Here is a 14,322-nt window from a genome sequence, read left to right on the forward strand (position 1 = left end):
CATTCCTCCCGTCGGCCATGGGCGGCCGCACCTTCGACGATACCCAAACGGTCCGGTTAGGACTCCCGGCGGCGTCCACAGGATGTAGACGGCCTGTCAACACGATCGGCCTAGCTTCGGTCGCATGCACCAGGCTTCCCGGCTCACCCTCGCCCTCGCGCTCACCGGCCTGGCCGTCGGGCTGGCGCCCGCGACCGCGAACGCCACCCCCGGACGCGGTGTCAGCGCCGTGACGCTCTTCGACCACGTGGTCGGCGGCACCCAGTACGTGCTGAAGGAGATCACGCTGGCACCCGGCGGCAGCACCGGCTGGCATTTCCACCCCGGCGCGGTCAGCGGTGTGGTCGAACGCGGCGTCCTGAGCCACCACGACGCGACCTGCGCGAGCGATGGCGTCTACCACGCCGGGCAGGCGATCACCGAGGAGAGCGGACCCGGTTACGTCCACATCGGACGCAACCTCGGGACCGAACCGGTCGTGCTCGAGGTGCTCTACCGGGTGCCCGTAGGTCAGGCGCTGGCCGTCGACGTGCCCAATCCCGGCTGTTCGTTCGACTGAAATCCTGAAGGAAAGTGATGAGACGCAAGAAGCTGTTCCTCGCGGCGGCACCGCTGGCCGCCCTGCTGCCGCTGGTGCTGACCTCGGTCACCCAGACGGCACCCGCCCAAGCGGCGGCGACGTCGTGCGCGGCGGTCCCCGTTTCGGCGCCGGACGGGGCGCGGATCGAGTCCGTCCAGGCGGAGCACAAGCCCGGCGGCACCGTCACGTTCCCGCCCACCCCGTTCACGCCTCCCGCCACGATCACCGACGTGCCCGCGTACTGCGAGATCACCGTCACCCTGACCCACGGCACGGCGGGTGATCACGTCAAGGTCGCCGTCACCCTGCCCCGGACCGGGTGGACCGGCAGGCTTCAGGCGATCGGCGGCAGCGCGTACACCGCCGGTGACTTCGGCGCCCCGCTCGTCCAGGCGGTCAAGGACGGTTTCAGCGGCGTCACCACCGACGCCGGCGTCCCCCTGACCTTCCTCGACACCTCCTGGGCACTCACTCCCCGGGGCGAAATCGACAAACCCCTCGTGACCAACTTCGCCACCCGGTCCGTCCACGAGGCCGCCCTCGTCGGGAAGGACGTGACGCAGAAGTTCTACCAGCGGGAAGTCGCCTACTCGTACTGGAACGGCTGCTCGACCGGCGGTCGTCAGGGCTACTCCGAAGCGCAGCGGTATCCGGGCGACTTCGACGGTGTCCTGGCGAACGCGCCGGCCGTGCACTGGGCGGAGTTCGCGGTAGCGACGCTCTGGCCGCGAGTCGTGATGAACCAGGAGAAGACCTTCCCGGCGACCTGCGTGTTCACCGCCTTCCAGCAGGCCGCGATCAAGGCCTGCGACGGCCGGGACGGCGTCACGAACGGCATCGTCGACCGGCCTGACGAGTGCGGTTACGATCCTCGGTCGCTCATCGGCACGAAGGTGCTCTGCGACGGCAAGGAGGTCACCGTCACCGCGGCGGACGCCGAGGTCGTGCGCAAGATCTGGGCCGGGCCTGCCGACGAGCACGGGCGACGGCTCTGGGCGGGCCTGCCCAAGGGAGCGGATTTCGGCCCGGTGACGACGGCTCCCGGCTTCCCGGTCGCGGTGGGCTGGGTGCAGACGTTCTTGAAGAAGCAGCCCGGGTTCGACACCGAGAAGCTCACCTACCGCCAGTTCGCCGACCTGTTCCGCCAGTCGGTGCGCGAATACGACGACGTCATCGGGACCTCCGACCCGGATCTGTCGGACTTCCGCCGGGCGGGCGGCAAGCTGATCACCTTCGTCGGCACCGACGACCAGTTGATCCCGCCGGGCGGCACGCTGCGGTACCGCCACGAGGTGGAGCGCGAAATGGGCGGCGCGAAACGGGTCAACGACTTCTACCGGCTGTTCCTCGCCCCCGGTGTCGCGCATTGCGGCGGCGGCGCGGGCGCCACGCCGGCGAACGCGCTGGGCGCACTCGTCGACTGGGTCGAACACGGCAAGGCGCCGGCGACCCTGCCCGCGGCGAACGGCGGCAAGACCCGCGATCTCTGCCCGTATCCGCAGGTTTCGCGATACCGCGGCCACGGTGATCCCGCGGTGGCGTCGAGCTACCGCTGCACCGGTCACTGAGGTTCACCGAACCAGTGCCCGTCGTGCCGGCGCCCCCTCCGGTACGACGGGCACTTCCCCACTCTGTGAGAAGTCCTGGCGTTCCCCCTCAAAAGTACGGTATTGACGACAGTGGACACCGCGATCGACCATCTCTCGCGGCTGTGCACCACTTCTTCCGGCGACGGCTGAACCGTTGCACCGCAACGGAATCACCGGGCGGATCAGCACGGAACACCGCCATATCGCCCCACGTCACGGCCGGGCGGTATGACCCAAATGGTATGTACCAGTCCAGTGATGTGCCTCGTACGGTCGGGGACGAATCCCCCTCCCCCCGCCCGTTTCGAGGAAAGCGTTGAAATGAACAGAAAGATCTTAGCCGCGACTGCCGCGGCCATAACCGGGGCAGGCTTGGTCACCGCCATCGCCTTGACCCCCAGCGCGAGCGCCGGTCAACAAGCCACCGCCGGCGACCAGGTCCAGTCCGAGATGCTGGCCGCGATGGCCCGCGACCTGAAGATCAGCCCCGACCAGGCCAAGCTCCGGCTCGCGAGCGAACAGCGCGCCGCGGTCGCCGACAACACGCTGAAGAAGCAGCTCGGCATGTCGTACGCCGGATCGTGGCTGGACGGCAGCGGGACCACGCTGACCGTGGCGGTCACCGACGCCGCCGTGGGCGACTTGGTGCGCGCCGCGGGCGCGACCCCGAAGACCGTCGCCCGCAGCGCCGCCGACCTCGACACGGCGAAGCTCCGGCTGGACGCCAAGGCCACCAAGGCGCCGAAGACCGTGCCCGGCTGGTTCACCGACGTCACCGCCAACTCGATCGTCGTCCTGGCCAACGCCGGTGGCGAAGCCGCCGCGAAGTCGTGGGCGACCGCCTCGGGCGTGCCTGCCGACGTGGTCCGCGTCGAGACCAGCACCGAACAGCCTCGTCCGCTGATCGACATCATCGGCGGCAACGCCTACACCTTCGGCTCGGGCCGCTGCTCCATCGGTTTCGCGGTCGACGGCGGCTTCGTGACCGCCGGTCACTGCGGCACCACCGGCACCCGCACCTCGAACCCGAGCGGGACCGTCGCCGGTTCCAGCTTCCCCGGCAACGACTACGCGTGGGTCCGCGCCGACGCGGGCAACACCCCGCGTCCGCTGGTGAACCGCTATCCCGGCACCGTGCCGGTCGCCGGTTCGACCGAGGCGCCGGTCAACTCGTCGGTGTGCCGCTCCGGCTCCACCACCGGCTGGCGCTGCGGCACCATCCTGCAGAAGAACACCTCGGTCACCTACCCCGAGGGCACCATCACCGGCCTGACCCGGACCAACGCCTGCGCCGAGCCCGGCGACTCCGGCGGTTCGTGGCTCACCGGCGACCAGGCGCAGGGCGTCACCTCCGGCGGCTCCGGCAACTGCACCTCCGGCGGCACCATCTACTTCCAGCCGATCTCGGAGATCCTGAGCGTCTACAACCTGCGCTTGACGGTCAGCGGGAACCCGCCGTCCAGCACCACCACGACGCCCACCACCCCGACCACGCCGACCAGCCCGACGACGTCGAACCCGCCGGGCGGCACCTGGGCGCCGTACACGTACTACGGCTCCGGCGCGACCGCCTCCTACGGCGGCAGCAACTACCGGGTCATCCAGCCGCACACCTCGATGCCCGGCTGGGAGCCGCCGAACGTGCCCGCGCTTTGGGAACTCGCCTGACCTGGACCGCCCCCGGCGACCCGACCTCGCCGGGGGCGGCTCCTCCTCTTGACGACGGCGCGCGGGCGGCGGATCTCGAATCCCTCGTCCCCCGCGCCCGCCGCGGTGACCCCGCGGCGACGAACGAGCTGATGAGCATCGTCCAGCCGGTGGTCGCGGACTACTGCCGGAGCAGGATGGACGGAACGGACGCGCGGGTGATCGCCGCGGAGGACGTCGCGCAGGAGACCTGCCTCGCCGTGCTCACCGCACTGCCCACCGCGAAGACCACCGGCGGCTCCTTCCTCGCCGCCGTCCTCGGGATCGCCGCCCGGAAGGTCGCCGCTGCCTTCCGGAGGCGGGCCCGGGACAGGTCGGAACCCACGCCCGATCCGCCCGAACGCGCGACGCCGGAGACCGACGAACCCGAGCGGCTGGCCCTCGCCGCCGACGGACACGACCGGTTGACGCGGCTGATGAGCACCCTTCCCGGTCTCCAGCAGGAGATCCTCCGGTTGCGGATCACGGTGGGGATGACGGCGCCCGAAACGGGAGCGGTCCTGCGGGTGAGCCCCGGTCTGGTCCGGGTCGCCCAGCATCGCGCCCTGCAGAAACTCCGCACGATCATCAGCGAGGACGACCTGTGATCAGCCCCCTCATCGGTCCCGGGGACGGCCACACCTGGCCGATGGACATCGACGTCCGGCATCTGCGGCTCCTCGACGCGATCGCGTCGGCGGGCAGCATCGCCAAGGCCGCGACCGCGCTCGGGCTCTCCCAGCCCGCGCTGAGCGCGCAGCTCCACCGGGTCGAGCGGGCACTGGAACGGACGGTGTTCGAACGCGACCGGCACGGCGTGCGGCCCACCGCGCTGGGCGAGGTGCTGCTGAACCACGCGCGGCGCGTCCTGGCCGCGGCGGACGACCTCGAACTGGCCATCCGCCGGTTCCACACCGCGCCCGACGAGGGGCTGCTCCGGATCGGCGCGCTCCCGACGGTCTTCGCCGAGACGTTGAGCGGCGTGGTGGCCGCGGCCGCCCCCGGCCGTCCGGTCGAACTGCTCGCGGTGACCAGCCGGACGGCGCTGTTCTCGGCGCTTCTCGACGGCACGGTCGAATTGGCGCTGTACGTGGACCACCCCGGGCAGGAAATCGTTGCGCCCGCCGGTCTCCACCTGCTTCCCGTCGGGACGGAGCCGGTGTTCGTGACCGTGTCCCCGGAGCATCCCGTCGCCGGACGCGGTGAGGTTTCGCTGGCGGAGCTCGACGGCTCGGCCTGGCTCACCGCGGCCGGCGGGGACGACGAGTTCCACGACCACCTGACCGATCAGTGCGCCCGGGCCGGGCTCGGTGCGATCACCGTGCGGAAACTGGAACCGACGGTGCTGCGGCAGACCGTCCGGCGCGATCCCCGCGCGGTGGCGCCCACCCCGTCCCTCGATTCCGGTTCCACGATGCCCGGCCCGGTGGTCGCGCTGCGGGGTGTGCCGCTGCGGACGCGGCATCTCCTGCTGTGGCGCGACGGCTCACCGGTCGACGTCCCTGCTGTCCGAAGTGGACTGGTGCACGCGATCACCGAGCTGGCCGCGATCCGGCACCGTCTTCCCGAGTGGGCGGCGGCGAACCCCGGCTGGCTCGGGACCTAGCGCTGGATGCAGTCGAGACCCAGTCCGAACGTCGTGATCACGTACTGGCAGATATGCGTCGCGTGCACTTCGTCGGTTTCCAGGCAGCCCACCGGAACGCCCAGCAGGTCCACCGCGCACGACGCGTAGAACTGATTCGGGCTGCCGGGCACCGGGTCCGCGGCGGCGGGCGAGGCGGTGGCGGCGCCCGCGGAGACCAAGAACGTGACCGCGGCCGCCACTGCGGCGATTCGAGACTTCATCGTTCTCTCCTTTTCTTCCCCTGGCGGGTCGATGTCCCGCGTATTCCCCGGATCCGGCCGGTTCATCTGCCGATCACCGGAAAGTGTCACGGGTGACGTACACCGATGACGTCGCCCGACGGGCGCCGCGGCCCTCCGCGCCGACCTAGCGTGAATTCATGCCCGCACTCGGCAAACTCGCCCTCACCGCCGCCGTTCTGCTCACCGCCGCCTGCAGTGCTCCCCCGCCCGCCCCGGCGGCACCCGCACCCCCTGGCGCGGCCGCCGCCGGATGGTCGCCCGCCCCCGTCGTGCCGCTTCCGTCGCAACCGCCGCCTTCGCTGGTCGTGGACGCGCCCTTGCCCGAGCAGCTGGCGATGGGTCTGGTCGTGTTGCGGTACCGGGCGGAAAACCTCCGGATCGTCCCGGTCTACGGCCCGGCCGCCCTGGACGTGTCGCCGCGGATCGGCCACATCCACGTGACCGTCGACGACGCGGCGTGGCACTGGGCGGACGGCAGCGGGGAGCCGCTGATCATCCAGTCGCTGCCGGCGGGACCGCACAAGGTGTGGATCGGTCTCGCCGATCCGACGCACAAGATCCTCGACGAGAAGACGGTGAACTTCGTCGTTCCCGTCCACAGTGGACACCACTGAGAAATCCTGGAGACCCACGATGACACTGGATCAGTACTACCTGCTCGGCCGCTCCGGGCTGCGCGTCAGCCGGATCGCGCTCGGCACGATGAACTTCGGCACCGGCGGTTTCCACGCCGCGTACGGCAAGACCGAGGACGAGGTCCGCCCGATCTTCCGCAAGTACCTCGACACGGGCGGGAACTTCATCGACACCGCGGACTTCTACACCGCAGGCGAAAGCGAGACCATCCTCGGCCGCCTCATCGCCGAGGCGAAGGTGCGCGACCGGGTCGTGCTCACCACCAAGTACACCAACAGCGTCGACCCCGGCGATCCGAACGCCGGCGGCAACGGCCGCAAGCATCTGATCCGGGCGCTCGAAGCATCGTTGCGGCGGCTGGGCACCGACCACGTCGACCTGTTCCTGCTGCACACCTGGGATCGCGTCACGCCGGTCGAAGAGGTGATGCGCACGTTCGACGATCTGGTGCGCGCGGGAAAGATCCGCTACGCCGGGCTTTCCGACGTGCCCGCCTGGTACGCCGCGCGAGCGCAGAGCTTCGCCGAGGCGAACGCGCTGACCCCGGTCGTCAATCTCCAGCTGCCCTACTCGCTCGTGGAGCGGACCATCGAGACCGAGCATGTGCCGATGGGTCAGCATCTCGGGCTCGGCGTCACCGCGTGGAGCCCGCTGGCAGGCGGATTCCTCACCGGCAAGTACCGGCCGACCAGCGAGACGCCGTCCGGCGAAGGCAGGCTGAGCGATCCGGGGAGCTCGGGGAAGTCGTGGACGGACCGGGATTGGGCGTTGCTGAAGCCGCTGGAGAAGGTCGCGGACGAACTCGGTGTCACGATGGCGCAGGTCGCGATCAACTGGGTCGCGACCCAGCCGGGCGTCGCGGCGGCGATCGTCGGGGCGAGCAGCGCGGACCAGCTGGGCAAGAGCATGGCGGCACTGGACTTCGAACTGCCGCCGGACCTGCGAGCGCTCCTCGACGAGGCGAGTGCCGTTCCGCCGGAGTCGGTGTACCGGATGTTCACGCCCGAGTACCAGAACTGGGTGATCTCGCCCGGGGTGAAGGTCGGGGACAAGCCGGCGGGGTACGCGCCTGGGGTGCGGAACTGGTGACCGGGCTCTGCGGGTGGTGGGGTGTTGCCGGTTTTCGGCGACGGGCTGGGGTGGCCTGACTCTGTCGCCGTTTTTTGGCGATGGGTGGGGATGGGCGTCTCGACGGCGCCGCCGCTTTTCCGGCCGTCGCCGATTTCCGGCAACGGGCCCGAACGGTCGGTCGAGCCCAAGTGAGCTGGTCGCCATTTCCCGGCAACCACCAACCCCCGAAGCCGACCCACGCGAATCAGTCACCGTCGCCAATTCCCGGCAACGAAGCGACCGGTCATGTCATACCTGCCTCGACGACACCGCCACCATTCCGCCCATCGCCGATTTCCGGCAACGAGCCCGAACGGTTACGCCGGACCCAAGTGAGCTGGTCGCCATTTCCCGGCAACCGACGAAACAGCCGCCTCACGAACCCGCTCACGAACTCCCCGACTTCTTCCGCTGATTGGCCTGAAACCGCGCCTTCTTCGACCGATTCCCGCACGTGTTCATGTCACACCACCGACGCGTGCGGCTCTGGCTGGTGTCGAAGAAGGCGGCCAGACACGTCGGCGACGCGCACAACGCCATCTTCCCGTCCCGTTCGCCCGAGAGGATGCTGATCGCGTCGGCGGCGATCACGCTGAGGGCGTCTTCCACGCCGGCGACCCGCCATTGCCGCTCGCCCTCGGACGTCAGGACGGCCGCGGCCCGCCCCTGAACGCTGCGGTCGTTGATGACCTGGACGGCGGCAGCGGGCAGGGCTTCTCGATTCGCGGTCGCGGTCGCGGCGGCGTGAATCGCTTCCCTCAGTTCCCGGGCGAGGTCGAGCTGGGCCGCGGTGCAGGACTCCACGGCGAGGCCGCTCACCGCCAGCCAGTCCACGAGCCGCTGCGGCGTGGGAATGCGCTCCACGGGCTCACCACGACGCTCCGTCAGAGTCGCCGTGAAGCTGGTCGCCAGCACGCTGCCGAGGCGGAAGTCGGGGAAGCCGGAACGCATGGAACCACCTTAGCCGGTTGCGTCCTGGCAGGGCGACCTGTTAGAACCGTCTTAGCCGGTTCCGACAGGAGGTCACATGACCAGCGAAGTGCAAGCCTTCGAAGCCCACGCGACCGACGCCGAACTCGACGATCTGCGTGCCCGATTGGCCGCGGCGCGGCTACCGGAAGCCGCGACGGTCCCCCGCTGGGGGCAGGGCGTTCCTCTCGCCGACCTGATCGAGGTCGTGGACTACTGGCGCACCGAGTACGACTGGCGGTGGTTCGAAGATCGCCTCGACCGGATCGGGCAGTACCGCACGACCATCGACGGCCTGGGGATCCACTTCCTGCACCGCCGGTCCACCCGCGCGGACGCCACTCCCCTGGTCCTGACACACGGCTGGCCGGGCAGCATCGCCGAGTTCGTCGACGTGGTGGACGAACTGGCGGACCCGGCGGACCCGGACACGCCTGCGTTCCACGTCGTGGTCCCGTCGTTGCCGGGTTTCGGCTACAGCGACAAACCGGCCACCACCGGATGGGGAACCGAAAAGATCGCGGCCGCCTGGGTCGAACTGATGAGCAGGCTCGGCTACGACAGGTTCGCGGCCCATGGCGGCGACTGGGGCGGCAACATCACCACGGTCCTCGGCGGCCGGTTCCCGGAACATGTCCTCGGTATCCACACCACATTCGCGGAGGGACCGCCCGGGCTGACGACCGAGGGACTCACTCCCGCCGAGCGCGAGTGGACCGAGGAGACCCACGACTTCTGGCATCACCGCGCGGCCTACGCCAAACAGCAGGCGACCCGCCCGCAGACCATCGGCTACTCGCTCGTCGACTCACCGGTCGGCCTGCTCGCCTGGATCCTCGACAAGTTCGCCGAGTGGTCGGACACCGAGAACAGCCCGTTCGAGACGATCTCCCGGGACCGCATCCTCGACGACGTCACCCTGTACTGGCTGACCCGGACCGGCGCATCGTCGGCCCGCATCTACTACGAGAGCCACAACTCGCTCGATCCCGAGCTCCGCGTGGACGTCCCGTCGGCGATCACCGTCTACCCCCGCGACATCGAGAAGTACCCGCGCCCCTGGGCGCAGGAGCGATACCGGCGGATCGTCCGATGGAGGTCACCCGAGTCCGGCGGGCATTTCCCGTCCCTGGAGGTTCCCGGGTTTTTCGTCAAGGATCTGCAGGAAGGCCTCGCGGCCGTGCGGCAAGCGGTATAGGGCGTTATACGATCCTCGACACGGGGCCGCCCGCCTCGACGACCAGCCGCCGCACGCGGCCGCGCAGGCGCTGGGCGAGCAGCACGGCGACCCGGCCGCCCATCGAATGGCCGACCAGATCCGCTTCCTCGCCGAGGAGTTCGGCCACGCCGTCGGCCATCACCTCGAGCGAGTAGCTCTCCGCGTGGGCACTGTCACCGTGCCCCGGCAGGTCGACCGCCACGACACGGCGATCCAGGCGGGCGGCGAAATCGTCCCAAGTGCCCGCCTTGCTGCCCAGGGCGTGCAGCAGGACGACGGGCACCCCGACGGACGGGCCGGTCTCCCGGAAGGCGAGCATCAGGCCCGAAGGTGCGCCCGGTCCGGCGCGACGGCATGCCGCAGCGGCTCCCCGAGCACGAATCGCCGCAGCTCCGCCGCCACGAGTTCGCCCATCCGCGCGCGCTCGGCGCCCAGCGCGCCCGCCAGATGCGAGGTGAGCACCACGTTCGGCAACGTGTACAGCGGCGAGTCCGGCTCCGGCGGTTCCGGCCAGGTGACGTCGAGGATCGCCGTCAGATCCGGGCGTTCCCGCAGCACCGGGATGACGGACGGTTCGTCGACGACGGCACCGCGGGCGGTGTTGATCAGGGTCGCGCCGACGCCCATCCTGGCCACCAGCTCGCCGTCGACGAGCCCTTCGGTCTCCGGCAGCAACGGCGCGTGCAGGCTGACCACGGGACAGGTGGCGAACAGTTCCTCCAGACTCACCAGCCGCACGCCGAGGCCGTCGGCGGTCGCCGGGTCGACGACGGGGTCGCTCGCGAGCACTTCCACGTCGAAACCGCGCAAATGCGACGCGAAGAGAGCACCGATCTCGCCGAGGCCGAGCAGGCCCACGCGGGACCGGTACGCGCCCGCGACCCGCGGATCCGGCGGATAGGCCCGCCGCTCCCGGATCTCCCGGGAGATGCGGTGCACCTGCTTGAGTCCTAAGAGGACCTGGGCCAGGGTGAACTCGGCGACCGGGACGGCGTTCGCGGCCGCGGCGGACACGATCGGCAGCTCGCGCGCCCAGAACTCGGGCGTGGTCAGCGGCCGGACCGAGCCGGCGGCGACGAGCACGGCCCGCAGCTCCCGCGCATGTCCCAAAAGGACGGAGTCCAGCACCGGGGCGCCCCAGCCGGACAGCAGGATTTCGACGCCTTCCAGCGCCGCCGGATCCTCCGCCAGCCGCTCGCGGGTGAGCGGTTCACGCAGGTCCGCCAGCGTGCCGATCTCCTTCAGCACCGCCTCGGGGTAAACGTCGTCGCGGCGGCGCTCCTCCATCACGAGAAGTGCCGTCGGCCGGTGTCGCAGCTCGGTCATCCCTACCTCCGGCGGCGACCATACATCGGATGCCTGAGCCGGTCCACGCACGGCGAGTCCCCCGCAGCGGCAAACACGGGCGATTGAAATTCGTAATGATCGGACCATTGACCGGAGACCGGGAAAGCGCTTACCGTCCCCTCCGAGGTAGACAGCGTGGTCCACAGTGAACAGGAGAAGCGATGCGGAAATCGCGGTGGATCGGCGTGGGACTCACTGTCTCAGCGCTGGTCCTTTCGGGCTGCTCGGCAGGCCCCGCCGGAACGAACGTCGCGCAGGACACCAAGGCGCCGTTGGAACTGTGGACCCGGACGACCCCCGGCGGCCCCGGCGAACAGGCCACCAAGCGGCTCGCGGAAGCCTTCGAGAAGGCCACGGGATTCAAGGTGCAGGTCACCGCGATCTTCGACGACTTCGAGACGAAGCTCGCCCAGCGCGCCGCCCAGCGCGACCTGCCGGACATCGTGATGAACGACGTCACCCAGGTCGGCACGCTGAAGAGCCAGGGTCTCGTGCGTGAGATCGAACAGGGCAAGATCAAGCACGCGTCGGAGCTCACCGAGCAGGCGCTGAAGTCCAACCAGATGCCGGACGGCAAGCTGTACGGCCTGCCCTACAGCGCGCAGGCTTCGGCGCTGCTGATCCGCAAGGACTGGCGCGAGAAGCTCGGCAAGGGAGTCCCGCAGAGCTGGGCCGAACTGGCGGACCTCGCCAAGGCCTTCACCACCGGCGACCCCGACGGCAACGGCAAGGCCGACACCGCCGGCCTGAACGCGACGCTGTCGACCAAGCGGGGCTACGCCTCCTGGTACTTCTCCAACTTCCTGTGGGCCGCGGGCGGCGACTTCATCGCCGATGCCGGTGGCGGCAAGTACAAGCCCGCGATGAGCACGCCCGAATCCGTGGCCGCGGTGCAGTGGTTCCGCGACCTCGGCTGCAAGGACAACGTGATCCAGCCCGGTTCGGTCACCATGCCGACCCCCGCGACCAATGAGACCTTCGAAGCGGGCAAGGCCGGGATGTACGTCGTCGGCCCGTACCTGCTGCCGCGCTTCGACAAGTCGCTCGGCAAGGACAAGTACGAGGTCGTCCCGATGCCGAAGGGCGCCAAGAACGCCGACGTGCTCGCCGAGGGCCTGTCGATCTACATGATGGCCGGTTCGCCGAACCAGGCCGGGCAGGACGCGTTCGGTGACTTCGCGATCTCGGCCGACGGCCAGAAGATCGGCATGGAGGGCGAGTCGGCCTTCATCGTGCAGCTCCCGGTGAACAAGAACGTCGACATCACCCAGGTCCGCTCCGACCCGCGGTGGAAGACCTACGCCGAGATCTACACCAAGTCCGGCCACTACGCGCCGTCCATCCCGAACTGGACGCCCGTCCGCCAGGACACCGCCGACACGATCAGCGCGCTCGTCGCCGACTGCAAGCTCGACCTCAAGGCGGAACTGTCCAAACTCGACACCAAGCTCACCGCGACGTTGCAGCAACAGGGGATCAGCGCCTCATGACCGTAGATCACGCCAAGCCGGCGGCCGTCGGCGCGGACCGTCCCGCCGTGCAGCGGACGCCCGCGCCGAAGGCCCGCAGGCGCAGCGACCGCGACGGGAAGTGGTGGACGCCGTGGCTGTTCCTGGCCCCGGCCCTCATCCTGTTCGTGTACTTCAAGTTCATCCCGATGATCACCGCGGTGACGATGTCCTTCCAGGACGTCCAGCCGTATCTGGGCAACCAGTGGGTCGGCGGGCAGAACTACAGCACCGTCCTCGGTGACGAGGCGTTCCACTCCGCGATCTGGCACACGGTCGTGATCGCGGTCGGGCAGACCGCGGGGTCGATGATCCTCGGCCTCGCGCTCGCCCTGCTGATGGAGGGCCAGAGCAAGCGGCTGAAGTTCCTGCGGTCGGCGGCGTTCCTGCCGGTGGTCGTGCCGATCGCGGTGGTCGCCGAACTCTGGCGCATCATGTACCACCCGACCGAGGACGGGATGCTGAACTCCATCCTCGGCCTGGTCGGGCTGGGCCCGTCGGGCTTCATCAACGATCCCGACACGTCGATGGTCTCGGTGATCATCACCGGGATCTGGCGCGGCGCCCCGTACGACATGATGATCTTCCTCGCCGGTCTGGCCGGTATCGACCGCGGCCTCTACGAAGCGGCCACTGTGGACGGTGCCTCCCGCTGGCGGAAGATCCTCCACGTGACGCTGCCCGGCCTGCGGTCGGTGTTCTCGATCCTGTTCGTCCTCGCGGCGATCCGCGGCCTGCGCGTGTTCACCGAGGTGTTCCTGCTGACCAACGGCGGGCCGAACGGCTCGACCGAGGTGGCGATGACCCTGATCTACAAACTCGGCCTGGAACAGAACCGGCTGGGCGTCGGCGCGGCGGGCGCGGTCCTGCTGTTCCTCGCGACGCTCGTGCTGACCTTGTTCGTCCAGGTGCTCCGACGGAGGCGAGACGCATGACCGCGGCCAACGATTCCGCCCTCGGCCTCGACGCCGTCAAATCACCGGCCGGGCGGATCCTGAAGTTCGTCCTGTACGCCCTGCTGCTCCTGGTGTTCGCCGGGCCGCTGCTGGCGCTGCTGGTCAGCGCGTTCAACGACGTCTCCGATCCGACGGCGCTGAGCGTCGTCCCGTCCAGTCCGACCCTGGACAACTTCGGCATCGCCTTCGACCTGGGCGTGGGGATGTACCTCCTCAACTCGTTCCTGGTGGTCGGCTTCGGCCTGCTGCTGCAGGTCGTCATCTCGGTGCTGGCCGGCTACGCGCTGGCGCGCAAGAAGTTCCGGTTCATGACCTTCGTGCTGGTCGCGATCCTGGCGACGCTGATGCTGCCGGAGGAGATCCTCGCGATCCCCCTCTCGCTGATCCTGTCGGATCTGCCGGTGGTGCACCTGAACCTGATCGGCAGCCTCGCCGGGATGATCGTGCCGCTGGGCGCCTGGGCCTTCTCGATCCTGGTGATGACCGAGTTCATGAAGGACGTCCCCCGCGAACTCGAAGAGGCCGCGCGGATCGACGGAGCGGGCGACCTGCGGATCTTCGCGCAGATCATCCTCCCGATGTGCAAGCCCGCGCTCGGCGTGATCGGCGTCTTCGGCTTCACGATGATCTGGGACCAGTACCTGCTGCCGTTGCTGGTGTCGACCGACGCCTCGACCTACACCCTGCCGCTGGCCCTGCGGACGCTGCGGATCGACACGAACGTCACCCCCGGCGTGATCATGGCGGCGTCACTGCTGGCGCTGCTCCCGTCGGTCGCCGCGTTCCTGTTCTTCCAGCGTTCGTTCGTCCGCGGCCTCGCCTCGGGCGCGCTGAAGGGCTGACCCACCATCTC

Annotated in this window: 15 protein-coding genes; 11 read left to right on the top strand and 4 right to left on the bottom strand. The window is 69.5% G+C overall.

The window, feature by feature from the left end; genetic code table 11:
• The first annotated feature begins 124 nt into the window (after positions 1-124).
• From DMC61_RS20730 to DMC61_RS20750, 5 genes are all read left to right on the top strand, one after another.
• On the top strand, positions 125-559 hold the full coding sequence (locus DMC61_RS20730; protein ID WP_125690691.1) for a cupin domain-containing protein: 435 nt from the start codon (positions 125-127) through the stop codon (positions 557-559).
• 17 nt (positions 560-576) lie between these two features.
• Positions 577-2,148, top strand: coding sequence for a tannase/feruloyl esterase family alpha/beta hydrolase (locus tag DMC61_RS20735; RefSeq protein ID WP_125690692.1), 1,572 nt, complete (start codon positions 577-579; stop codon positions 2,146-2,148).
• Between the two features lie 342 nt (positions 2,149-2,490).
• Entirely contained in the window at positions 2,491-3,837 is a 1,347-nt protein-coding gene (locus DMC61_RS20740; RefSeq protein ID WP_125690693.1) for an alpha-lytic protease prodomain-containing protein, read from the top strand.
• Positions 3,822-4,463: a sigma-70 family RNA polymerase sigma factor gene (locus DMC61_RS20745; protein ID WP_123798420.1), complete on the top strand. Its 642-nt coding sequence runs from the start codon at positions 3,822-3,824 to the stop codon at positions 4,461-4,463. Before DMC61_RS20740 ends, DMC61_RS20745 begins: the two co-directional genes overlap by 16 nt.
• Positions 4,460-5,461, top strand: coding sequence for a LysR family transcriptional regulator (locus DMC61_RS20750; protein ID WP_125690694.1), 1,002 nt, complete (start codon positions 4,460-4,462; stop codon positions 5,459-5,461). The genes DMC61_RS20745 and DMC61_RS20750 overlap by 4 nt, the downstream gene beginning before the upstream one ends.
• Here the strand turns inward: DMC61_RS20750 and DMC61_RS20755 are convergent.
• Entirely contained in the window at positions 5,458-5,703 is a 246-nt protein-coding gene (locus DMC61_RS20755; protein ID WP_125690695.1) for a hypothetical protein, read from the bottom strand. The two genes, DMC61_RS20750 and DMC61_RS20755, sit on opposite strands and share 4 nt — an antisense overlap.
• A 158-nt stretch (positions 5,704-5,861) precedes the next feature.
• On the opposite strand from DMC61_RS20755, the gene DMC61_RS20760 reads away from it, so the two are divergent.
• Both DMC61_RS20760 and DMC61_RS20765 read left to right on the top strand, forming a co-directional pair.
• Entirely contained in the window at positions 5,862-6,338 is a 477-nt protein-coding gene (locus DMC61_RS20760; RefSeq protein ID WP_228688371.1) for a DUF6130 family protein, read from the top strand.
• Positions 6,339-6,357: 19 nt separating this feature from the next.
• A complete protein-coding gene (locus DMC61_RS20765) occupies positions 6,358-7,449 on the top strand; it encodes an aldo/keto reductase (protein ID WP_125690696.1) in 1,092 nt (363 codons plus the stop codon).
• Between the two features lie 408 nt (positions 7,450-7,857).
• Here DMC61_RS20765 and DMC61_RS20770 read toward each other — a convergent pair whose 3' ends face one another.
• Complete coding sequence (locus DMC61_RS20770; RefSeq protein ID WP_125690697.1) at positions 7,858-8,421, bottom strand: ABATE domain-containing protein; 564 nt, start codon at positions 8,419-8,421, stop codon at positions 7,858-7,860.
• A 76-nt stretch (positions 8,422-8,497) separates the two neighbouring features.
• On the opposite strand from DMC61_RS20770, the gene DMC61_RS20775 reads away from it, so the two are divergent.
• Positions 8,498-9,637, top strand: coding sequence for an epoxide hydrolase family protein (locus DMC61_RS20775; RefSeq protein ID WP_125690698.1), 1,140 nt, complete (start codon positions 8,498-8,500; stop codon positions 9,635-9,637).
• A gap of 4 nt (positions 9,638-9,641) precedes the next feature.
• Here DMC61_RS20775 and DMC61_RS20780 read toward each other — a convergent pair whose 3' ends face one another.
• The gene (locus tag DMC61_RS20780) at positions 9,642-9,977 is read right to left on the bottom strand and encodes an alpha/beta fold hydrolase (RefSeq protein ID WP_233594876.1); all 336 of its coding nucleotides are present in this window, start codon (positions 9,975-9,977) and stop codon (positions 9,642-9,644) included.
• On the bottom strand, positions 9,977-10,984 hold the full coding sequence (locus DMC61_RS20785; RefSeq protein WP_125690699.1) for a hydroxyacid dehydrogenase: 1,008 nt from the start codon (positions 10,982-10,984) through the stop codon (positions 9,977-9,979). Before DMC61_RS20785 ends, DMC61_RS20780 begins: the two co-directional genes overlap by 1 nt.
• 182 nt (positions 10,985-11,166) lie before the next feature.
• Between DMC61_RS20785 and DMC61_RS20790 the strand changes: the two genes are divergently transcribed.
• The 3 genes from DMC61_RS20790 to DMC61_RS20800 are packed head-to-tail and all read left to right on the top strand — an operon-like array spanning position 11,167 to position 14,311.
• Entirely contained in the window at positions 11,167-12,495 is a 1,329-nt protein-coding gene (locus tag DMC61_RS20790; protein WP_125690700.1) for a sugar ABC transporter substrate-binding protein, read from the top strand.
• Positions 12,492-13,448, top strand: coding sequence for a carbohydrate ABC transporter permease (locus DMC61_RS20795; RefSeq protein WP_125690701.1), 957 nt, complete (start codon positions 12,492-12,494; stop codon positions 13,446-13,448). Before DMC61_RS20790 ends, DMC61_RS20795 begins: the two co-directional genes overlap by 4 nt.
• Positions 13,445-14,311 carry a carbohydrate ABC transporter permease gene (locus DMC61_RS20800; RefSeq protein ID WP_125690702.1) on the top strand — a complete coding sequence of 289 codons (867 nt, stop codon included), beginning with the start codon at positions 13,445-13,447 and terminating at the stop codon, positions 14,309-14,311. Before DMC61_RS20795 ends, DMC61_RS20800 begins: the two co-directional genes overlap by 4 nt.
• Positions 14,312-14,322: the final 11 nt, after the last annotated feature.

The sequence above is a fragment of the Amycolatopsis sp. WAC 04169 genome, from assembly GCF_003947535.1.
Classification (GTDB): Bacteria; Actinomycetota; Actinomycetes; order Mycobacteriales; family Pseudonocardiaceae; genus Amycolatopsis; species Amycolatopsis keratiniphila.

Excerpts from the sequence above, each read along its gene's own strand:
- DMC61_RS20730 (WP_125690691.1), top strand. The coding sequence starts at position 125 with ATGCACCAGGCTTCCCGGCTCACCCTCGCCCTCGCGCTCACCGGCCTG.
- DMC61_RS20735 (WP_125690692.1), top strand. The coding sequence starts at position 577 with ATGAGACGCAAGAAGCTGTTCCTCGCGGCGGCACCGCTGGCCGCCCTG.
- DMC61_RS20740 (WP_125690693.1), top strand. The coding sequence starts at position 2,491 with ATGAACAGAAAGATCTTAGCCGCGACTGCCGCGGCCATAACCGGGGCA.
- DMC61_RS20755 (WP_125690695.1), bottom strand. The coding sequence starts at position 5,703 with ATGAAGTCTCGAATCGCCGCAGTGGCGGCCGCGGTCACGTTCTTGGTC.
- DMC61_RS20760 (WP_228688371.1), top strand. The coding sequence starts at position 5,862 with ATGCCCGCACTCGGCAAACTCGCCCTCACCGCCGCCGTTCTGCTCACC.
- DMC61_RS20765 (WP_125690696.1), top strand. The coding sequence starts at position 6,358 with ATGACACTGGATCAGTACTACCTGCTCGGCCGCTCCGGGCTGCGCGTC.
- DMC61_RS20770 (WP_125690697.1), bottom strand. The coding sequence starts at position 8,421 with ATGCGTTCCGGCTTCCCCGACTTCCGCCTCGGCAGCGTGCTGGCGACC.
- DMC61_RS20775 (WP_125690698.1), top strand. The coding sequence starts at position 8,498 with ATGACCAGCGAAGTGCAAGCCTTCGAAGCCCACGCGACCGACGCCGAA.
- DMC61_RS20780 (WP_233594876.1), bottom strand. The coding sequence starts at position 9,977 with ATGCTCGCCTTCCGGGAGACCGGCCCGTCCGTCGGGGTGCCCGTCGTC.
- DMC61_RS20785 (WP_125690699.1), bottom strand. The coding sequence starts at position 10,984 with ATGACCGAGCTGCGACACCGGCCGACGGCACTTCTCGTGATGGAGGAG.
- DMC61_RS20790 (WP_125690700.1), top strand. The coding sequence starts at position 11,167 with ATGCGGAAATCGCGGTGGATCGGCGTGGGACTCACTGTCTCAGCGCTG.
- DMC61_RS20795 (WP_125690701.1), top strand. The coding sequence starts at position 12,492 with ATGACCGTAGATCACGCCAAGCCGGCGGCCGTCGGCGCGGACCGTCCC.
- DMC61_RS20800 (WP_125690702.1), top strand. The coding sequence starts at position 13,445 with ATGACCGCGGCCAACGATTCCGCCCTCGGCCTCGACGCCGTCAAATCA.